General features: G+C 33.5%; 19 protein-coding genes and 1 pseudogene. 4 read left to right on the top strand and 16 right to left on the bottom strand.

Going from position 1 to position 21,280, the window contains the following annotated elements:
* From ASG02_RS15860 to ASG02_RS13675, 3 genes are all read left to right on the top strand, one after another.
* The coding region (locus tag ASG02_RS15860) for a hypothetical protein (RefSeq protein WP_235514046.1) at positions 1 to 210 on the top strand (210 nt) is incomplete at its 5' end.
* Positions 211 to 835: 625 nt separating this feature from the next.
* A complete protein-coding gene (locus tag ASG02_RS13680; RefSeq protein WP_056064346.1) occupies positions 836 to 1,093 on the top strand; it encodes a hypothetical protein in 258 nt (85 codons plus the stop codon).
* The gene (locus ASG02_RS13675) at positions 1,094 to 2,077 is read left to right on the top strand and encodes a transposase (protein ID WP_056064343.1); all 984 of its coding nucleotides are present in this window, start codon (positions 1,094 to 1,096) and stop codon (positions 2,075 to 2,077) included.
* A gap of 332 nt (positions 2,078 to 2,409) precedes the next feature.
* Here the strand turns inward: ASG02_RS13675 and ASG02_RS13670 are convergent, their stop codons facing one another.
* The 4 genes from ASG02_RS13670 to ASG02_RS13655 form a co-directional block, all read right to left on the bottom strand.
* Positions 2,410 to 2,877 carry a hypothetical protein gene (locus tag ASG02_RS13670; RefSeq protein ID WP_056064340.1) on the bottom strand — a complete coding sequence of 156 codons (468 nt, stop codon included), beginning with the start codon at positions 2,875 to 2,877 and terminating at the stop codon, positions 2,410 to 2,412.
* The gene (locus tag ASG02_RS13665) at positions 2,874 to 3,071 is read right to left on the bottom strand and encodes a helix-turn-helix transcriptional regulator (RefSeq protein ID WP_056064337.1); all 198 of its coding nucleotides are present in this window, start codon (positions 3,069 to 3,071) and stop codon (positions 2,874 to 2,876) included. Before ASG02_RS13665 ends, ASG02_RS13670 begins: the two co-directional genes overlap by 4 nt.
* A 94-nt stretch (positions 3,072 to 3,165) precedes the next feature.
* Positions 3,166 to 4,596 (bottom strand): M4 family metallopeptidase, encoded by a 1,431-nt coding sequence (locus tag ASG02_RS13660; protein WP_056064335.1) that lies wholly within the window; start codon positions 4,594 to 4,596, stop codon positions 3,166 to 3,168.
* 134 nt (positions 4,597 to 4,730) lie between these two features.
* Positions 4,731 to 5,417, bottom strand: coding sequence for a hypothetical protein (locus tag ASG02_RS13655; protein ID WP_235514045.1), 687 nt, complete (start codon positions 5,415 to 5,417; stop codon positions 4,731 to 4,733).
* A gap of 396 nt (positions 5,418 to 5,813) precedes the next feature.
* Here ASG02_RS13655 and ASG02_RS13650 point away from each other — a divergent pair.
* Positions 5,814 to 6,716 (top strand): annotated as a pseudogene (locus ASG02_RS13650) (IS30 family transposase).
* Positions 6,717 to 6,883: 167 nt separating this feature from the next.
* On the opposite strand, the gene ASG02_RS13645 reads toward ASG02_RS13650, so the two are convergent.
* From ASG02_RS13645 to ASG02_RS13590, 12 genes are all read right to left on the bottom strand, one after another.
* Positions 6,884 to 8,980 (bottom strand): nuclease domain-containing protein, encoded by a 2,097-nt coding sequence (locus ASG02_RS13645; protein WP_056064332.1) that lies wholly within the window; start codon positions 8,978 to 8,980, stop codon positions 6,884 to 6,886.
* A 13-nt stretch (positions 8,981 to 8,993) separates the two neighbouring features.
* Entirely contained in the window at positions 8,994 to 10,862 is a 1,869-nt protein-coding gene (locus ASG02_RS13640) for an McrB family protein (RefSeq protein ID WP_082478708.1), read from the bottom strand.
* A gap of 248 nt (positions 10,863 to 11,110) precedes the next feature.
* Positions 11,111 to 12,277, bottom strand: coding sequence for a nucleotide sugar dehydrogenase (locus ASG02_RS13635; RefSeq protein ID WP_056064326.1), 1,167 nt, complete (start codon positions 12,275 to 12,277; stop codon positions 11,111 to 11,113).
* Positions 12,278 to 12,291: 14 nt separating this feature from the next.
* Positions 12,292 to 13,302, bottom strand: a complete 1,011-nt coding sequence (locus tag ASG02_RS13630) for an NAD-dependent epimerase (protein ID WP_056064365.1) — start codon at positions 13,300 to 13,302, stop codon at positions 12,292 to 12,294.
* A 19-nt stretch (positions 13,303 to 13,321) separates the two neighbouring features.
* Positions 13,322 to 14,734: a lipopolysaccharide biosynthesis protein gene (locus ASG02_RS13625; protein ID WP_162236137.1), complete on the bottom strand. Its 1,413-nt coding sequence runs from the start codon at positions 14,732 to 14,734 to the stop codon at positions 13,322 to 13,324.
* Between the two features lie 4 nt (positions 14,735 to 14,738).
* Entirely contained in the window at positions 14,739 to 15,269 is a 531-nt protein-coding gene (locus ASG02_RS13620; RefSeq protein WP_056064320.1) for a serine O-acetyltransferase, read from the bottom strand.
* Positions 15,266 to 16,399, bottom strand: coding sequence for a glycosyltransferase (locus ASG02_RS13615; RefSeq protein ID WP_056064317.1), 1,134 nt, complete (start codon positions 16,397 to 16,399; stop codon positions 15,266 to 15,268). Before ASG02_RS13615 ends, ASG02_RS13620 begins: the two co-directional genes overlap by 4 nt.
* 18 nt (positions 16,400 to 16,417) lie before the next feature.
* A complete protein-coding gene (locus ASG02_RS13610) occupies positions 16,418 to 17,533 on the bottom strand; it encodes an EpsG family protein (RefSeq protein ID WP_082478706.1) in 1,116 nt (371 codons plus the stop codon).
* A gap of 5 nt (positions 17,534 to 17,538) precedes the next feature.
* Positions 17,539 to 18,690, bottom strand: coding sequence for a glycosyltransferase (locus ASG02_RS13605; protein ID WP_056064311.1), 1,152 nt, complete (start codon positions 18,688 to 18,690; stop codon positions 17,539 to 17,541).
* Positions 18,691 to 18,693: 3 nt separating this feature from the next.
* Positions 18,694 to 19,266, bottom strand: a complete 573-nt coding sequence (locus ASG02_RS13600; protein ID WP_069201500.1) for an acyltransferase — start codon at positions 19,264 to 19,266, stop codon at positions 18,694 to 18,696.
* A complete protein-coding gene (locus tag ASG02_RS13595; protein ID WP_056064306.1) occupies positions 19,259 to 20,401 on the bottom strand; it encodes a glycosyltransferase family 4 protein in 1,143 nt (380 codons plus the stop codon). The genes ASG02_RS13600 and ASG02_RS13595 overlap by 8 nt, the downstream gene beginning before the upstream one ends.
* Positions 20,402 to 20,422: 21 nt before the next feature.
* Positions 20,423 to 21,280: an NAD-dependent epimerase/dehydratase family protein gene (locus ASG02_RS13590; protein WP_056064303.1), complete on the bottom strand. Its 858-nt coding sequence runs from the start codon at positions 21,278 to 21,280 to the stop codon at positions 20,423 to 20,425.

The following is a 21,280-nucleotide window of genomic DNA, read 5'->3' as shown; positions in this document are numbered from 1 at the left end:
CTTCTTCAAACTGTCACGCACCATTTCGGACAACCATTCGCAGTCGTCGCTGACTCTGCCTATAAGACTGTTCCAATCGCCCATCATCTTCTCAAACAAGGCATTTTACCCGTCTTCCCTTATACACGCCCCAACGGGTGCCATACATCATGCCTCGCTTGGAAGAAGGACTTTCTTTTGGTAGAAAAGACTCATCGGCATATTTTTTAGCAGTTCGCCAGTTCAGGTTAAGATCTTTCGCGATTTTATTGATGGAATAGGATTTATGGTTCCTTAAAAATTTGATACAATTGATTTCGGACATTGTTAGCATTCCTTTCATCTCCTTAACGTTCTTGTTTCGCAACTTAAACGTTAGGATGAATTTGTGGGTGCTGGCAAGTCCTTTTCTTTTTTCGCAAAAGGAGTGCAGAACTGTGTACGTTTCCGTCGCACAAGTCTGCACTCCTATGGTTCTTACGCAATGTTAGTGAGGTAATGTTTTCAATACTATGGGAATAGAGTTAAAAAGGACTGATTCCTATGTACGACATCGAAGAACTCGATCCGCGTATTCGCAATGATGATGGAGAAGACTGATCACGAAACACGCCTTATGGCGCATCTTGTTTCATCCACTAGCCACTGTCCGGACTGCGGTGCACGTTGTGACAGAAGGCATGGTTTCACTTGGAGAAGGATTGGTGACCTGTTCAGAATACAGCATTGTATCCGACTCACGCTTCGAGTTCCGAAATGGTTTTGTGATAACCCGAATTGTGAACGCATCATTTTTACTGAACGCCTCGAGTGGGCAGTACCTTATTCTAGACGGACCAATCGGACTAATCATGTATTGACGACATTGATGCTCGCCATGAATGCTAAGGAAGCAGCACGTGTTTGTCCGACAATCGGTATAAGGATCAGTCACGATACACTTCTCAAGATTTTGAGACGCGTCCCTGTTCCTTCGGAACAGCCAGATATCATCGGGATTGACGACTTCGCCTTCAAAAAAGGGCGTCGTTATGGAACAATCATCTGCAGTGCACAGACCCATCGTCCAATCGAATTATTTCGTTCACGGAATCCCGATGAGCTGATCGCATAGATGGATCGACTCATCGAAAAGCCTATCCGAGCTTCTTCAGACAGATTCCCTAGTTATCAGGAAACACTTCAGAAAAAAGGCGTCACAGTAGTGAGTGATCGTTTCCACCTGATTCACAATCTGTGGGAGTTACTCGTTACCGTTTGTAGTCGTGTGCTACCTAGTCGCTTACCTATCCCTAAGAAACAGTCTGTGGTAGAGGAACTTCCGCCCTCTACCACAGACTTCTTGCCTATCGACTATAATCGTCAAATACTTGTCTCTTCTGTTCAAGCCATGTATCAAAAGGGCATGTCCCTGAGTGCAATCGCTCGTTCTCTTCACCTGAATTGGCGAACTGTCAAGAAGTATAGTGAGTTTAATTATCAACCCTCGTTACTGCGACCGAAACGTTCCCACTCAATTGATCGCTATATGGACCATTTAAGAGAGTACGTCACGAGCCACTTGACATTGAAGGAAATCGAACGACTGCTCAGAGGTCTAGGGTATAAAGGATCTTACGGGGCTATCCGTTATCGGGCTCGAGATATTCGTAGGGGGTTGCTTCTAGAAAATCCGCTCTTTTTTTCTCGTAAAGATGCTTGTCGACTACTTTGGCAATGGCCGAAAAAGAATGAAAAAGACATCGCAGATGTTTCGGATTTGCTGCGCGAATATCCGGATCTTTCAATCCCATTCTGTTTCATCCAAGGATTCCGAGAAGCCATACGTGTGCGAGATAGTGAGGAGCTGCTCCGATTGATTATGAACCCGAAAGTCATGGCGCATTCGAGACTCGCCCGTTTTGTACGACGCCTCAAGAAAGACCTTCCAGTCATTTTGGCAGCCTGTCAGTACGAAGAAAACAATGGCTACGTGGAAGGTAATGTTAATCGATTGAAAATGATTAAACGCCTCATGTATGGGCGTGCGAACTTCGATCTACTCCGTATCCGAGTGCTCTGTCGTAATCCAGATCCGAAGCGTTTAATGAAGCGTTAATATTGTAAGAAAACGATTATGTTTAATCGGGAGTACACGTGTTAACGTTCACTAACATTGCGTAAGAACCACTCCTATTCTGCATTACACATTTGTCTACAATCTGAAAGATTCTTCATAAAGAATCTTGCTTTAAATTTTGTATAGTATCTATATTGAGATGAGATCGTTACTGTTTTTTTCGTTCTCCACTAGGTACTACACTTAATATTACATTTCGACCTACAAAAAAAGAGATGAATCCCGATCCAACTACCGGACATTCATCTCATTTTTATTTAATTTGGTTCAAAAACATTTATTACTTATTAGCAATCATAATAAGTAAATTTTTAATCTTTTATCACTCTTTTTTTCTCAACAAAGTACATTAATAAAGCAATAAACAACATAAACACTAAGTCTGAAGATAAATCAATTAAATTAAAGCTTATATTTTTTTGATTTATATATCGAGGTATAACATTAAATAATGTGTAGAAAAGCACGCCAAACACGATAGCTTGAATAAGTAATAGCAATTTCAGTCTATTTAAATAGGTAGTGTACTCTTCATCGTTTTTAGTAACAATTTTTTGCGCATTATGACTGTATATATTAAATAATAAGACTAACGATATTACTAAAAACAAAGCTAATAAAACAACAGATACAATTGAAACAGTTGAATTAATCAAATCGAAAAATACACTACCTAACATTAAAATACAAATAGCAATAAATATATACTTCAATGTCTTTGACAATGCTAAATTGTAATTTTGTTCTTCTCTCTCATCTCTTTGAAGTTTTCTATTCATTTTAATGATTCCTCCCAAAATAGTGAATTTAAATCTGTTTTTAACACTGTAGCCAACTGGATGCATAACTTTAGACTGGGATTGTACTTATCATTTTCTATCATATTAATAGTCTGCCGTGAAACATCTACCTGATCAGCTAAATCTTTTTGCGATACCCCAACAATTTGTCTATATTCACGTACTCTGTTCATTTTCTATCCTCCTCATATGGACAATATATTTGTTAAACACTCGAACCTTATGTCAATTATATTTGACTAAAGATGATATGTCAATTATATTTGACTATTTAATTCCAGTTTGCTCCCAAGCTTTTTTTACTTCATTAGCTATCTTACTTCCATATAAATCTTGAGAAGCTTGAACTAAAGAAATTTTTGCGTCTTTAAAGTCAGAATGCTTCGAGAGGTATAGAGTGAGTGCTCTATAGTAAATATGTTGAGATTTTTCAATACCAATCTTTTTTATTGTTCTATATGCGACTTTATTTGGGATACCTGAATTAATATGAATCCCACCATTGTCGCTATCTATATAAATATAATCTTTGTATTGAGACGGTTGTCCGTATTTTTCTGGGTCTGACAAACTTCTTAACGCATTTTCTTTTCCTTTTAAAAAGAATATATCTTCACCAATCAGCCAATTTTCATGATCAATAAAATAGGCAAATACGTCAGAAAAACTCTCATTTAATGCACCACTTTCATCTTCATATTCTAAAGCAGCAGTATATTGTGTTAATGCGTGCGTAAACTCGTGCGCAATAATATCTTTCGCTTTATACAAATCATTAAAAATTTTTCCATCACTTAAACCGAATATAAATTTATCACCAATCCAACCAGCATTATTTTTCATTGATTTTCCGTTAAACAGATTAACATTAATAATCGAGACCACTTTACCATTATTATCGTCAAAAGAGTCTCTATTAAAAGTATCTTTGAAATAACGAACAGTAGAATTGATATTTTTGAGGACTTGATTCTTTTCGTTTTTCGAAATATTCAAGCATCCCCTTTTATGGTTCTCATAGCAATAAATATTCTGATCTTTTGATTTAGAATCCTTAATCTCTACCGTCTTTTTTATTTCGTTAACATCGCTTCCTTTTACTCTCACTCTATCAATTTGATCTTTGTTTAAAACTTCACCAGTTTCAGCATCTACATTTACTTCCCAATGCCCTAATAAAGGCTTCATAGTATTGATATCCATTTTATATACATATCTATTATTTTGTATGACTAAATTCTTGCTTCTAAATATTTTATTGTTACCGTTGTTAAGTTTTACATCTTGAAGTCCAATAAATGAAATTGCGTTGTTAGCAGCAATTTCAGAAGATATTTTGACCTCATTTTCAATTTTCATTTTTTCATTTTTTATACTCTTGATATTTCCGTTGGTTAGCAAAATTTTTCCTTGTTTGTTTGTATGAATTTTAATTTCAATATCTTCAGAGAATACCTTATGTACTTTTTGGCGTAGCGTGTAGTGAGTAATTCCTAAATCATCTGTTTCTTTTTTTAGAACCTTAAACTTCTCGCTACCATTTGGATAGCTATTTTTTATTAAATATTCTTTTAAAAAGTTTTCAGCGTCACTTTCACTTCTAACTTGAGTTTTGTTAACATCTTTGGTCTCGTAAATTAGATAAAAGATTAACAATATGGTTAAGAGTATAGTTGATGTATATATAATTTTTCTCATAATACCTCATCTCACAAGATAAATTTAAAACTCTAATTTCATAATAATAGCTAATAGCTCACTACTAAAAAAAATAAGCTTTTAGAACTTGTAATGCAATCCAAGTTCTAAAGCTTATTAAAATGACGAGAATTTTACTTAGTTAAAATTTGGCAAGCTTTCTTTTTACTTCCATATTTATTGATAGCAGTTTTAAATAAGTAACGGCATGCTGCTCCACCTGCGAACCCTGCTGCTGTTCCGAATGGTCCACTAACGAGTGTCCCTGCTGCCCCTGCTGCTAAAGCAACACCTATACAAGCCATATAGCTCGAGAACACACATGCCCAAGCATATGCAGATTTACTAATCGATACTGATTGAATTCCATTAGCAAAACCGTCAGAGATTTTTTCCGAAACAAATTCTCCTGTTTTTGTAATTTCAGATGTCATAGATAAACTATTAAACTGATCATATAATTTAAAGACTGCGTTACCATTATCTTTTGATTGCTGAGTACTATAGTACAAAATTTTATTTCCTTTAAGGTAGAAGTTGTAGTACATTCCAGTTTCATTATTTTTTGCGTTAATGAATCCTACATCTTCAGATTTAATAATGTAGTTATTTTTTAAAATTTCATCTTTTGAAACATTACTCATTTCTAAAAATTCATCTAAATTTTCTACTTTTTTTAACTTTACCTTTTTTAAATCATCAGCTTGCAACATACCAGCATCTTCTGTATTTTTCGTTTCAGCTACTACAAAGCGTTCAGGTGCCACTGTAGTAATAAAGAGTGCAAGTGCAAGAATTACCATTGTTATTTTTTTTAACATGTGTCAATCCCCCATTTATTTATTTAACACATACATTTATACCATAAAAATAAATAAATGGAATTAAATTTCTTGAATTTAGCAATAAAAATGTTCTTAAATTACATATTTTACACTTTATGTTTATTCAATTAATATTTTTTTGTAATTTATTACATTTATTAATTTTATAAACATTTATTTAATTAGAGAGATGAACTTAATTGATTTATGATTAACAAATTTTTAACGAAATAACAATTTTATTTGCGAGGATACATAGTTAGACATTATTTACAATCGACGAATTGTAATATTAAGTACATTACCTAGCTGAAAACGCAAAAAAACCCATAACGACCTCGTGTAGAACATAGTTACCACACGAAATTCAACGGAGGATTCGTTAAGAGTTATATTTATCTTACCATATCAGAAAGAGTCAAAATAGAAACTTACCTAGAGCTTGGATTTTCAATGCGAAAAATCGCTCAGCATCTCGGACGACAGCTGTCTACGATTTCACGTGAACTAAAACGGAATCCTTCCTACAATGCAATCAACACCGGGCGGCGTTATGAGATGAAAAAAAGAATTGTGGAGCACTCACGCTGTTAAACGTTTCGTTTGGCTCACGTATCCTTTCGAAACTGCGAGATACAATGGTCTCCCGAACAGAGCGCTGGACGGCTCTTTCACGAACAGGGACCATCGTACAGTGCAATCTATCGATGGATATATAAAGGATTCATCAAAAGCGGTTTAGGCGTTTTACGACAAAAAGGAAAGCGCCAAAAGCCATGTGAAACACGAGGTCACTTCAACATCGGGCTTCCGATCAGTAAATGTCCGTCGGACACTGGGAGTTGGATACTGTCGTATCAGGACGAGAGCAGACAAAGGCATGTGTCGCGACATTCATCGAACGTAAAAGTCGGTTCTATATCGTACTACCGATGATCAATCGTTCTTCTCACTCGCTGGAACATGCCATCCGAACTCTTTATTCTTCTTTCCCATCGGGAACTTTTCAAACCATGACGACGGATCGCGGTAAGGAGTTCAGCTGTCACGAATGGATACAGGACTCTCTTAGTATCTCGATGTACTTCGCAGATCCCTATTCTTCATGGCAACGTGGTAGCAACGAGAATGCCAATGGTCTTCTCCGTTAGTTCTTCCCAAAGGGAAAACTTCGGAATGATCAACAAGACAGAATTAGATCACGCACTTTCTAGAATCAACAATCGACCAAGAAAGTGTTTGGATTGGAAAACTGCATACGAGGTCTTTTCCAAAGAAGTGTTGCGCTTAATTTGACAAACTGTCAATGCAAAAGATAAATATCATCATGTTCCTAAGGTATGTAATAAATTATAACGAACAAGTAAAATTTGAATAGACATGGCCGATGACTCCTTGAAGAAAAGGAATCATCGGCCATTTAATTAATCTGAGAGTGACTTATGAATCAGCCCCTTTTACGATTAAAAAGGTAAGTCTTCGTCATTCAGTATATTTGGAGTTAGTCCTGGATTACGTATTAAACCATGATAATTTTTATGACAAACTGGACAGTGGACATCCCATCCTTGATCGACCTGCCAGTTATAGTTACCTGTTGCATATTTGATTAGACGCACATCTCGCAATGTACTCGGTTCATGCCTCCAGCCATATCGGCACCTATTATTTACCCAAACTTCGTCACATGTGCAGATATATGTCCATTTATACGGTTCTTCTGAATTCACATTATATTTCGGAATTCCTTCCGTAACAGACCCACATGATGGGCATATTTCATGGCGATGGTTATGATGATGCACTATTCGCTTGATATACGTGTTTAAATGTTCATTTTGACCAGGAGCGATTGGAAAATGCGAGTATGCATATATCTCAGGAGCAGGGGTGATGTTCCAATGATGAATGTCAGAACTAATATCACTATGCACAAGTGATGCGCTTCTAACCGGCATTCCCTCTCCCAAAAAATCTGCCATGTATCGTCTAGCAGACTTATCTAAGTCAGCTTTTAAAGACTCAGTAAAAGAGGCAGCACCATACGGCTTGTATTTAGCATCTAATACGTGAATGTTTCGACGATTCATGTCCCCCTCTACAGCATAAGAAAGCAAGAAGTCTGGCTTACGTTTCTCATTAAATTGGTGTTGTAAAAATACTTCATGTTCATATGCAAGCCAAATCTGATCAGTCGTATCAGCGTGTGTAAAATGCAATCTTACTCCGCTTAAGGTAGCATATCGTTCGTGATGCGAAAGAAGTAAATCGGTCACAGATTGATTCACCGTTCGGAAGCGTATTTTTTTTAACTCTTGACACAACTGAAGTAACGTCCAGACTTCAAATAAAAGTGGAGAATTCGTCATTTGTTGGACGAATGCCTGCTTTTGCGGATTTAATTGTGGAGTCAGTGACTGAATAGCCTCATATAGTTCAAATACTTCATTGTATCGCGTGTCATGAACGGATAAATGTGTTTCTTCAATATCGAGCGCCTCTACTTCAAAAAGGGGCGTTACAAGAAACGAGTCCACTACATCTAATAATTTTCTCAAGCGCATCGTGCGTTTTTTGAAGAATTCTCGATCATTTTGAGTTTTTGTATATTTCCGCCGCAATGCTTCAATGACCCCTGATTCTTCTCGACTCGACCCTAGCTTCGATCGTCGTGTTTGTTCTTCATTTTCTAATGATGTTACCTTACTTCGTTCAATCATTTCTGCTTGGTGAAGTAGCTCAGAGATGGTTTCAAGCATCAGCCGAATCATTTGATGTTCCGGTATGTTCGTATGTCGGGACGTAACTTCCGCCTGAACTTTAGGTTGTCCCTTTTTTCGCTCATGTTCGATCAACGTTCTAGATGTCCAGCGTTTAATTTGCTCAGGTGAAAGTAAAGTCTTTTCGACATTTAGTGCTTCCATCGGAGCATCAATAATCTCGTCGAGAGCTAATTGAAGATCGTAAATGTACTGTTCGATTCTTTCAAGAGGAAACAGTGATTCAAGGACTTCTCTTTCATTATCAGAAGCACCCGGTCGTGTATCCAAGACTCGAAAAAGTTCCCGCACTTCCGCCTGCATGATTTCATACTGCTCGAACGACATCGTTTGTGGATAAATCACGATGACTTCCTGTGCAATCATGATATCATCCTCATCGTAAGCCTCTACAATGAAGCGACCGCATGCATTCATGCCAAAGCGTGCAGATTGTGATGTCGCATAACCATCTTCATACCAAATGTTACTCAGTTCATACCAGACATTTTTAAGAGTAGACGATTGAACAAACTGAATTTCCGGCATATCTTTTATAGCGATTCGACTCGCTTCGATTTCCACACCAATTTGGATGAAACGCTTCTCTCGTCTTGTATACTCTATACTTTGATAGACTCCGTTTTTCTTTTGAAGTTCAGGACCAACCTTTATTTGTCGAACCGGTGCTGTCGTCACTTGGTTCGCTGCAGGATTAAGCGATTGGAACAACTGATCTAGGCTAGAAGTCGTTTCGACTTTCGACTTCACACGACGGACTTGAATTTCAAATAGTTTCATTCAATCCCTCCTCTTATTTAAAAAAGTTGATATAACGGCCGTTATTTTTCATTTTCTCAAGACGTTGTACTGTTTTTGAATAAGAATCTGTTTTCGCCTTTGATTGGAGTGCTAAAAACGCATTCATTGCTGTTTCATTTCGTGTGGAGAAATGAATACGCGGTAATAACTTCGCTTGTAATAAGAGGTCTAATGTCTGCGTCGTTAACTCACTGTACTGGAGGATATGAATCAATTGTTGACGTCCCCGCGCATTGATGCGTGCATCTGAAATCGCATCCAGCCCCTTGGATAACTCAATGATGCGATCTGCAAGTTCTTCCACCTGTTCACTTTCGTGTATTGTCTTTGTCAATTCTGAAAGAGGGACCTCGATTTGACCAACCTGTGGATTAGATTTGATTTCCTCGATGATCGCATCATCTAACGTCGTATGATCCAGTTCAAGAATCAAACTCCGATCGATGACTTTTGGACTTAAAGGTTTTACTGTATGATCCATATTCAATGTTCCGATGAATCGCACATTATCCGGAATCATAAGTTCAGATGGATAGGCAATTAATGCACTTGCATCTCGGTATCTGATATCTTCTTCATACGTCGTTTCTGTCTTCTCTCTATAGACAGTACAAAATTCACTTGCTTCATCGAAGTAACGCTTTGGATAAAGCGAAATAACGGGACGATCTTGTTCGCGTAAACTTAGAAACTCTGCAAAATAGTATTCAACGTGTGATAAGTTCATCTCATCAAGACAAATCAAATGAAGACCATCTGTGTTTTTAGCATCAAGCAATGCCCGTAAAAATGGTGTTTCTACATAACGACGTTCGCTTGGACTAAAATAACCAAGCAAATCTTGTTTATCCGTCCAACTCGATTGGACCGGTACCATGCTTGACCGTGCACCTTTTAACGCTTTTGCGAAGGCGTTGACGAGACTTGATTTCCCTGTACCAGAAGGACCATTCAAAATGAGCAGGACATTCGACTGAATCGCACGAAGAAAAAGCTCGATTTTATCAGTAGCATACAGTAGCTTTTTATCTTGATTGTGATAAAAGAGTGATTGCAATGTTGATAATAATGTTTCCCTTTCAAAAGGAAGTGTAGGGGCCTTTTCTTCTTTTGACGGCTCACTTTTACGAATTTCCATTAGCATTTCTACGAGCTGACGCTCACTTGAGGAAATCATACGTAGTTGTTCATCTAACTGATTTTGTGCAGCCTCGACTTCTTGCTGACGTTGTTCGAGAGATTGTTTGATTCTTGCTTCTTCTTCCTCATGAGAAATCTTCCGTGACTCTAGTTTTTCAAGAGCAATTGCGACTTCTTCTTCTTTCAAGCGTAATACTTGTTCTACTACGGTAGTCGTAATGTCCGTCCCGAACGTCTCCTCAGCAGCTTGTACAAGTGCTTGACCACCGAGATGATGTAATCTCTCTGATAAATCTAGTTTTATTGGTTTAAGTGAATTCGGAAGGAACGTTACTAACTCACTTAATGTCCGCAGGTTACGCATCGGTGCATAGCTACATTTATAGTATGGAGAAGCTGAGGTATTTACTTTAATCGAACAGACACCAGAAATTTCCCACATTCGATCTGGATTAAGTGGATGGGGGCATGGTACGTACCCAGTCGAACTTGGTTGCATAACACGAAAGTTTACAATTTTTCTTTTAGGCTCATTTGACATAGTATTTTCTCTAATAAATTCAACGGTTAATCGATTTCCAAGAATACCAGAATTTTTTAGACGATCAAAAAACTCTTTTGTATCTTCTGTTGTAGGTTCTTGAATTTCATTTAAAAATCCTTCATTCTCTTTTAACCACTGGTCAAACACATTAATTGTCGGTTCCATTGATATAGACATTGGTATCCCTCTTTCCACAGGTAAAATAAGTCTTTTAATAATAGTACATTATTTTTTGAAAAATGAGGGATTTATTCCTTATTTATTCATTTTTTAATTCAATCTCGCTTTTATAATTTATGAAGTTTAAACTTTTTTATAACCCCTATGATGAAACGAATTTAATAAAAAAGACCACTCAAGCATTACGCTTAAATGGTCTCAGTAATTTAATCTATCCCGTGTGCAATCCGTAACACTAAGTAGCTTTAATCTCTACTATACAAATCTCGTGTATAAACCTTCTCTTCCACATCACTCAACTCTGGATGCATGCGGTTCGAGAGAATAATGTCTGATTCTTGTTTGAACGCTTCAATGTCACGAATGACACGTGAGTTGTAGAATGTATCTTCCGTCAAGACTGGTTCGAAGACAGTCACTTCAATTCCTTTTGCCTTGATCCGTTTCATGATGCCTTGGATGGATGACGCACGGAAGTTGTCCGAATCCGTCTTCATCGTCAGACGATAGACACCGACAACTTTCGGATTTTGTTTGATGATTGTATCTGCAATATAGTCTTTCCGTGTCCGGTTCGCTTCGACGATTGCCCCGATAATGTTGTTCGGAACATCCTCATAGTTCGCAAGTAGCTGCTTCGTATCTTTCGGTAAGCAGTATCCGCCATATCCGAATGACGGATTATTATAATGGCTACCGATACGGCTATCGAGACCAACACCTTCGATGATTTGCTTAGAATCTAGGCTTCTGACTTCTGCATATGTATCGAGTTCGTTAAAGAAGGCGACACGCATTGCAAGATAGGTGTTCGAGAAGAGCTTGATCGCTTCTGCTTCCGTCGAGTCAGTCAATAAGACAGGAACGTCTTTCTTCACTGCTCCTTGTAGTAACAAGTCTGCGAACTGCTGCGCACGCTCTGAACGTTCCCCAACAACGATTCGTGATGGATAGAGGTTGTCATGTAGTGCTTGACCCTCACGCAAGAACTCTGGTGAGAAGACGATGTTCGGTGTATCGAACTTCTCCTTCAATTCTTGTGTATAACCGACGGGTACCGTCGACTTGATGATCATCGTCGCATCTGGATTAATCGCAAGGACTGTTGCAACAACACTCTCAACCGTACGCGTATTGAAGTAGTTTCGTGTTGGATCGTAATCCGTTGGCGTTGCGATAACAACGAATTCTGCTTCTTTGTAAGCTTCGAAGTTGTCAGTTGTCGCGTGTAAACTTAATTCCTTATGTTGAAGGAAGTTTTCGATTTCTGCGTCAACGATTGGTGATTTACGGTTGTTGACCATTTCGACTCGTTCTTTAATGATATCAATTGATGTGACTTCATTATGTTGTGCGAGTAATACAGCCATTGATAGACCAACGTATCCTGTTCCTGCTACTGTGATTTTCAAGTGTCTCATCCTTTTCAGTTTGTAATATTATAGTATTCTTTATACCAATCGACGAACTTCCCGAGACCTTCTTCAATACTCGTGCTCGGTTTAAAGTCAATGTCTCGTTCTAATTCTGAGACATCGGCATACGTACGTAGAACGTCACCTGGCTGCATCTCCATGTATTGCTTATTAGCTTCCTTACCGATTTTCTCTTCTAAGACGTTGATGAATTTCATTAGCTGGACCGGTTGGTTGTTTCCGATATTATAGACACGATATGGAGCAAAGCTCGCACCTAATTCATCTGTGCTTTCATCCCACTGTGTGTTCGGTTCCGGGGCACGCGGAATCAGTTTCACGATTCCCTCGACGATGTCATCAATGTAAGTGAAATCGCGCTCCATCTTCCCGTGATTAAAGACTTTAATTGGATTGCCTTCGATGATATCTTTCGTAAAGGAGAAGTATGCCATGTCCGGTCGTCCCCATGGACCATAGACGGTAAAGAAGCGTAGACCTGTCGTAGGGATACCATATAAATGACTATATGTATGAGCCATTAATTCATTTGATTTCTTTGTGGCTGCATAAAGACTGACTGGGTGATCGACATTGTGGTTCGTTGAGAAAGGTGCTACTTTGTTTCCTCCATAAACTGAGCTAGAAGAAGCATAGAGGAGATGTTTTACCGGATAATTACGACATGCTTCTAAAATATTTAAAAATCCTGTGAGATTAGAGTCTAGATAAGCTAATGGGTTTTCAATTGAATAACGAACACCGGCTTGAGCCGCTAGATTAATTACAACTGTTGGCAAGTATGTTTGAAAAACGTCGATAAGTTTTTCTTTATCGGAAATATCGCAATGAATAAATTTATAGTTGTCTTTTTTATTCAGTTTCTCAAGACGGCTCTTTTTTAAATTAATATCATAATATGAATTTACATTATCTACACCTATCACTTCATACCCAAGATCGATTAACTTTTTACTGACATGAAAACCTACAAAACCAGCTACCCCTGTAACTAATATCACATTGTTATTACCTTTCAAATTAACTCACTCTCTTCTTTTTTATATTAACAGCAATTTTTTTATAGTTTCCTTTAAATGAATAAGTAATACTAAAAAAAAGGATTACCTGAAAAACATATTGTAAATATACATTAAGCTCAAGAATACGAATACTTGCTTGCATGAATAATATTAGAATTAATACATATGTTGAGAAAAAAGATTGGTTTGATTTCAAAATTTTATTTGTGTCATTAATTCTCACTACAAAAATAACAAAATAACTTAAAGCAAATGAAATACAAACACCATAAAGTCCATTTATCGGTATTAATATTATACAAAGTATAGTATTAATAATTGCACCAATTATTGTAGTTTTAAAGACTCCAACAGTATTTTTGGCCGCAGAATAATTAGTACCTACGAAACTAGAAAAGCCTGATATTATAGATCCCACAATAAGATAAGGAACTAGTTTCCATGCGCTACTGTAGGCATCATCAGTCACCATTTCAAATAGTGGTTTAACAATTATTATCAATAAAGAACCAGCAGTAATCATGATAAAAGAAAAGTATTTAAATACATTCTCATAAATTTCATTTCTATTTTTTGACGTATACTGCTCTGACGCAACAATTTGCCAAGCTTGAAAAAAAAATGAGTTAATTAATGTCATTATTGCAGCAAATTTATATGCGACTGCAAATAAGCCATTAGATGATGAACCTAAAAAGAACAAAATGAAAAAACGGTTTGAACTACTAGTTATCCATAAACTTAATGTATTTGGAATTAGTGGTATAGAATATTTCAACATATTTTTAAGCATAGAAAAGTCTATTTTTGAAACTTGGATCATCTTATATAAATTTGAAAATTTCAATAAATAGATATTTGATATAAATATACTAATCATTGACGCATATAGAATTCCTTTTAGTTCCAATTTCAATACACCAACTAGTAGTATGCTCATCAAGCTTGTCAAAATAGAAATAATTACTCCATTTATCACAAAAAGTTTAACTTTCTTTATTCCACGTATATATTGAACTAATATTTTTTGAAAAGCATTGAGTAATATTAATAAACACGTAGAAATAGAAATCATTATATTTAAATTAAATATAATGATAGATAAAGTAGAAGCAGCAAGCGTAAAAATAGAACCAATTACAAAAATGAATATACTGTTAGAAAGAATAGAACTTTTATCGGTATTTTCTTCTAAGTTAAATCTTAAAGTTGATTCATATATCGCTAAAGTGATAATAGGGAAAACTAAATTCACAGAAGTATTGATTAAATCATATGTTCCAAAATCATCTTTACTTATGTAAAAGGTATAATAAGGTATTAAAAAGAAGACAATAACTTTACTTCCAAAACTTCCAACAGCAAAAATAAATGAATCCTTTAAAAGATTTTTATAACTAAATTTATTCATTTTCTCACCTGATTTTTTTTGCAGGTATACCTGCATAGATCCCATTTTTTTCAGTGGTTCTATTGATCACAGCATTAGCTCCTATTATAGAACCCTCATTAATTACTATATTTCCAATAATTTTAGCACCGGCGTATATAACAACATTATTTTTTATATGTGGATAGTCTTTTAAATTTCCTTTTTGTTTTAAATTAGATAATCCGATTGTTACTTGTTGATAAATTGTAACGTTATCTTCAATAACTACTCCTTCACCTAAAATTATTCCATTCGCATGTCCATATCTAAAGTTTTTACCAATTTTTACATTTCTACTTAATTCAATACCATAATTCTTAATTAAATAGTTCTTTATAAGCAGCGTAATGATTTTATAAATAAGTCCTTTCTTATTCGAAAAAATCAAATACGCTTTTGTGCTTAAGACCGCATTCAAGTTTCCTTTATTTAATATAATATAAGCAAAAAGAAGGATTTTTCTTTTAGATTTAGATAGCAAATCTTTATTTAAATAGTTAATTAATTCTTTCATATTAATTTTTCCCATTGTTTTATAATTTTTTTTATATTAAAGTCATTTGATCTAGCAATTGCTCTATTCTTATAGTCTTCATAAATTATATTATCGTTTAAAAGTAAATTAATTTTTTCATATAAATCTTTCTTCGTCTCTTCAATATTTTGAGAATCTAAATTTCCAATTAGAAAGCCGTGATTATGCTTACCTTCACCAAGGATTTCTTTTGGACCTGAGGGACAATCAGTAGCAATTACAGGAGTTTCGCATATCATTGCTTCAAGTAAAGCGTTTGGAAACCCTTCAAATCTAGATGATAAAACGAATGCTCTTGCTCTGGAAACAATCTCAAAAGGATTATCAATAAAATCAACAAAATATACAGCATCAACGATTCCTAACCTCTCACATTGACCGACTAACTCTGCTTTTAGTGGACCTTCCCCGACAATAACTAACTTAACATCAGGATTTTGATTTAAAACTAAAGAAAATACGTCAATTAGATATTTATGACCCTTTTGAGTATTTAATCTTCCAACTGTACAAATAAATTTTTGATTAGTATCAAATTTTAGCTTATTGAAATGGTAATTTTTTAATGATTTTTCTTTTATGTCCTCTATAGGATAAGAATTATATATAAGATTTATTTTTTCAGAGGGGATTTTATAGTTGACAATCAAATCATTTTTAATTTCTTTAGATACAACAATGATTTCATCAGCATATTTATATAAATATTTAATTGTACATCTCCAAAAAAATGATTTTATGCCTTTACTATGTTTTTTAGTCATATGATTTCTAACTGAAATAATAGTTTTACCGCTAGATTTAGTTAACAGATTTAAAATGTTAGGATATTCTAAAAAACTAATCATTGGTGCTTGGGATTCTCTTTTAATTTTTCTAATTTCTTTCACTCTATTCAATAAGGTGATTATTTTGTTTTTAAGTTTTCTTGGATTTGATTTATCTAATGATATGATTTGCCCTGAGTAGTCGTATATGATTTTTTGATTTTCTCCGAACAGTATGATATTCTTCTCAATTTGTTTGTCCATATTTAAAGACAAATTTGAAACTACTCTTTCGGCACCTCCCGAGGAAAGTGTTCCTATTAAAAAATTTACTTTCTTCATATGTTATCTCCTATGAATTTATTCAAAAAACTCAAAGAATGTATTTTTATATGGAATTAAATACATGCTTCTGATCGATGTTACATCACTAAAATAAGCGTAATTTAAATAGTAAATTGAATAAGATATTACAGTTATAAAAAGAACATACTTTACAAAAATATTCTTTTCTACCTTTATTACTTTGCACATTAGATAACATAGCGTAATATTTACATACCAAACCATTCTTCCTATTCCAATAAGAGGCGAAAATATTTCTATCAATACTTTTACAATAAATAAAATATAGTAAATATAGTAGTGTTCATCTTTTTTTATATCTTTTAATTTTATACTAAAAATAATTAGAAATGGAAGCGTTGTGAGAAAGCCAAAGTTTAGTAGAATGTCGCTATTTACATATCCTTGGTATCTATCAATTGTAATTAGAGGATATACTAAAAATCGAATAGATAAAAATAAAATAGGAATTACTACTATTACCTTCAAAATTTTATTGTTTTTAAATACGTGTTTAAGGGTTTTTTTAGGATTTCTCTCCATAAAAAACAAAAATATAAAACAAAATAACGCTGAGTAATGGAATAGAGTTGCTATCAAAATTGATACAACTACTTTTTTGGGCTCTTTTCTAACTATAAATCTGTAAGCATATGCAATTATTGCTGCTGCTATACCAAGTCTTACAATCCCAAAGTAATAAAAATATTGAGTAGTTATAAATATAAAAATTAATAAAGTTAATGAGATTTTTTTAAACTCAAATTCAAATGCTTTATAAAATAGAAAAATAGTTATAAATGAAGAAACTAAAATTACTATTTGAAAATCATCGAATATCATTCCAACTAGCCTGTTTAATAAATAAAAACCAGGTTCAGTTACTCTACTAGAGTAGTAGTCTAATAAACTTAATGTATTTGCTGCATTATAGTTTATTAGATAGTTTTTATCATCGACTCCAACATCAATAGATCGATAACCCATAACAAAAATTAAAGAAAACATTGACAAGTTCCAAAACAAAGGGTTAGGTTTTTCTTTATAAGAAAACCATTCTGAGAGCTTAACTAGAAATACATTAACCAGAATCAATATAATATAGAACGAAATAGTAGATGTTATATACATTTTTTTTATGAATTTTTTATAAATTCTTTAAAAAATTCTTGTCTCCTATTCTCAATTTTTTCATGATAGTAATTTTTAGATTCATTGTAATTTTCTTGACTGTATTGACTTTGTAAATCAACATTATTAATCAATTTGTATATTGAATCAGCAAAACTATGACTAGTTTCACTATTCACTTTAATTAAAGCAGAACTAGAAATTAATTCTGGAATTCCAGCACGGTCAGTTCCTAAACAAGGAATTCCTCTACTCATCGCTTCTATTAGTGCTCTAGGTAAACCTTCTTGTAAACTGGGTTGAATGTAAATAGCTAAAGTATCCAACCAATTTAAAACATCTTGATGCTTTAATCCTCCCAAGAAAACAACTTGATCTTCGACATTATTTTTTTTAGCAATTTTTTTTAAATAAGTTTGTTCTCCATTTCCAACAAGTTGATATTCAATGTTGTGAATACCCTTTTTCTTAAGTTCTCCAAGAGCTTCAATGATAAATTTCTGACCTTTATATTTTACATTTACTGCTGCTGTCGTTCCTATTATGATTTTCTTCTTTACCACTGTTATATCTCGTTTTAATAAAGGTAAATTTTTTAAATTAACATTTGAACAATTGATACTTTTCTTTTGATTAGGATATCTTTTTTGTAAAAATTTCGAGGTTACATAAACACAATAAGGTGCATCATTAACTATTTTTTTTAATTTAAAATAAGAAAACGGTGCTACAATTTTCCCAACAATACTGTGATTCCATAATGAATCCCAAGTGCAGGCTACCAATTCGATTAAATAGGGTTTATTATGTACTCTTGCATACTTTATAGCTGCTTCCCCTATAGAACTAGGAATTCTAGCAATAACATAATCAGAATTTACTACTTCCGATTCGATTTTTTTCAACTCTTTGTTTCTCAAATAAATTTTTTTAATTTTTTTAAAATTTTCTATTTTTACAAAAGATATATTTTCTCCTGAAGCTTTAGTCAATTTGTCATCAATTTTTTCGTTTAATTCATTTTGCCTACTTACAATTTTTAGTTCATCAAACTGTATTAAATAACGTTGTAGCATTTCATTTGATAATCCACCAGTACTATAATAATTTTCTTTGTACTTATAAAAAGTATGATCGTGTGCAAATAAAACTTTCACTATTCATAAGCCCCTCTTTTTGATTAATTTTGCTGGAATACCTGCATATAATGAGTTAGATTCGATAGTGTTTTTCACAACGGATCCTGCAGCAATAACATTTCCTGTTTTTATTGTAGATCCTGCTAGAATTCTAACTCCAGCACCAATCCAAACGTTATTTTCAATCTCAGTAAACTTATAACTACATCCCTGGTCTTTAATATTTTTTGTCAAGTCATTATAATTATGTTCCTCAGATAAAATTGAAGAGTTATGAGCAATTGAAACGTCATCCCCTATAGTAATGCCACCAATTGCATCTATATAACACATTGAATGTATACTTACATTACTTCCAATAATCAAGTTCTCAAGTCTATGCAAGTAAACTCCTGGAAAAATAGCGATATTTGATCCACACTTCTTAGTTAACCGAGTTAAAGCTAAATATCGTAATAAAAAACCAATATTACCTTGCAAATTCCTACAATAAGAAAGAATTAAATAGCAAATTTTTTTAGGTAAAAATCTGAAGATATTTTCAAGAAAAGTTATTATGACTTTAAATTTTTTTACTTTATCTCTTTTACGCATTATTCGCAACCCTTTTTTTGGAATTTTCAATGTCTTCGATAATATCCATATATTCGTTAATTACAATTTGTCTATTAAAATTAAGTTCTACAAACTTCCTGGATTCTAAAGACATTTTATATAAATCATTTTCAGAAATTCTAAGTGTTTTTTTGATTTTTTCTGTCAAATCATCAGCGTCTTTACTAAAAAACACAAATCCGTTTTTTTTATCATTGATAATTTCTTTACAACCTGGAACATTAGACGCTAATAAAATTCGTCCCATTGCCCCTGCCTCTAAAAGAACATTAGACATTCCTTCTCCACCATGTGATGGCTGAATTAAAGAGTTTGATTGACTAATAAAGGGTTTTACATCTTTTTGATATCCTAAATATCTTATTATTCCTTTATCGTGATAGTTTTTTATTTTTTGATTTAGTTCGATTTCTGTTGATTCAATAAATCCAACTAAAAGAAATTCTGCTTTATATTCTTTGCTATCGTATATTTTTTTAGCAGCCTCTAAATACTCGTATATACCTTTATCTTTCATGATTCGTCCTACAAAAATAAATTTAAATGTATTATTTATACGGTTTTCGATAAATTTAAATTCATTCAAATTCACGCCTGATCCAGGTAAAAGACCCATTTTGTCTTCCGAAACTACATTCAAACCTTTAATAATTTGTTGATCTGAAGTATTTTGTAAGAATACTTTCTGCGCATTCTTTAAAGAAATTTTATACAATAATTGAAGAATGTTTTTTAGAAGTCCATCTTTTTTAAACCCGCTACCCAAGCCAGTTATATTAGCAATGTATGGAATTTTACATAATCTACTAGATAATCCACCATACAAATTAGGTTTTATAGTGTAAGTTAAGACTTTATCAGGTTTTACAGTATTAATTAATTTCAGATAAAATAAAAATAATTTTATATCTTTAAATATATTTGTGCCTCGTCTATCAACTTTTGTTTCAATAAATCTACAACCCCATGATTCCAATATAGGAACCTTATCTTTATCATAGGGCATTGATAGAATAACTTCATATCCATTACTTAATAGAGTTTGAATTAGTTCTTTTCGAAAGTTGTATATAACGAATGCATGGTTGCCCAGGAATAATATTTTTTTTTTCACTATAGTTCAATTCTCCTTTTATTACTTACCAATACTATTTTTTATTGATTCTTCTAAAGTTATTTTTTGATAATCTAAATTTTTATAAAATTTGTGTGTATCTAATTGATAAAACTTATCACCAAAAATTTTATTGAAGAAACTTATCTTTTTTGTCATTAATTTTATTATCCAATTGAATCTTCGAGTAAAGTATATCTTTTTACCCATCAGTTCATTCGAAATTTGAACAATGTTTTTAATACTAACATATTCTTTGTTTTGAGGATAAAATACTCCATGATACTCATTTGAAATTATGAGACTCACTAAATTATTTAAATTATCAACATAAATCATACTTTTTTTATCATTGTAATCAAAAAAGTATTTTATTTTTTTCGATAATTTAATCAGTTTTACAAAATTTCCTTTTGATTCATATCCATAAACAACTGGAGTTCTAATTACTGCAGTTTTAAAAATGTCATCTGTCATGTTTTGTAAATATATATCTGCTTGCAATTTACTATCTCCATAAAAATCAGAGGGCTTCGGAATTGTTAAATCATTAATCTCATTTTCAAATTGTCCGTAAATGATTATGCTACTCATAAATATAAATTGCTTAACTTTTTCCTTCTTTGCTTTTTCAGCTAATTGAATTGTTAAATCGCGATTTATTTTATAATATTTTTCTTTTAACTTTGGATTTCTAGAAACATGTGCAATTCCTGCTAAATGTAAAATAGAGTCATATTTATTAAAATCTATACTTTTCCATGAATCGTCTCTTACAGAAATATAATCTAAATCGATTTCAATCTGATGTTTTGAGATATACTCTTTGAATTTATTTCCTATGTAACCGTTAGTTCCTGTTACTAATACTCTTTTCAT

This window comes from Exiguobacterium sp. Leaf196 (assembly GCF_001423965.1).
GTDB lineage: Bacteria > Bacillota > Bacilli > Exiguobacteriales > Exiguobacteriaceae > Exiguobacterium_A.
Note: the sequence above shows the minus strand (reverse complement) of the source record. Positions and strands in the feature narration are given on the sequence as shown.

Bases quoted from the DNA above. Each gene is read 5' to 3' on its own strand.
- ASG02_RS13655 (WP_235514045.1), bottom strand. From the start codon at position 5,417: ATGTTAAAAAAAATAACAATGGTAATTCTTGCACTTGCACTCTTTATT.
- ASG02_RS13645 (WP_056064332.1), bottom strand. From the start codon at position 8,980: ATGAAACTATTTGAAATTCAAGTCCGTCGTGTGAAGTCGAAAGTCGAA.
- ASG02_RS13640 (WP_082478708.1), bottom strand. From the start codon at position 10,862: ATGTCTATATCAATGGAACCGACAATTAATGTGTTTGACCAGTGGTTA.
- ASG02_RS13620 (WP_056064320.1), bottom strand. From the start codon at position 15,269: ATGAAAGAATTAATTAACTATTTAAATAAAGATTTGCTATCTAAATCT.
- ASG02_RS13675 (WP_056064343.1), top strand. From the start codon at position 1,094: ATGGATCGACTCATCGAAAAGCCTATCCGAGCTTCTTCAGACAGATTC.
- ASG02_RS13665 (WP_056064337.1), bottom strand. From the start codon at position 3,071: ATGAACAGAGTACGTGAATATAGACAAATTGTTGGGGTATCGCAAAAA.
- ASG02_RS13625 (WP_162236137.1), bottom strand. From the start codon at position 14,734: ATGAATAAATTTAGTTATAAAAATCTTTTAAAGGATTCATTTATTTTT.
- ASG02_RS13590 (WP_056064303.1), bottom strand. From the start codon at position 21,280: ATGAAAAGAGTATTAGTAACAGGAACTAACGGTTACATAGGAAATAAA.
- ASG02_RS13670 (WP_056064340.1), bottom strand. From the start codon at position 2,877: ATGAATAGAAAACTTCAAAGAGATGAGAGAGAAGAACAAAATTACAAT.
- ASG02_RS13610 (WP_082478706.1), bottom strand. From the start codon at position 17,533: ATGTATATAACATCTACTATTTCGTTCTATATTATATTGATTCTGGTT.
- ASG02_RS13600 (WP_069201500.1), bottom strand. From the start codon at position 19,266: ATGCGTAAAAGAGATAAAGTAAAAAAATTTAAAGTCATAATAACTTTT.
- ASG02_RS13615 (WP_056064317.1), bottom strand. From the start codon at position 16,399: ATGAAGAAAGTAAATTTTTTAATAGGAACACTTTCCTCGGGAGGTGCC.
- ASG02_RS13660 (WP_056064335.1), bottom strand. From the start codon at position 4,596: ATGAGAAAAATTATATATACATCAACTATACTCTTAACCATATTGTTA.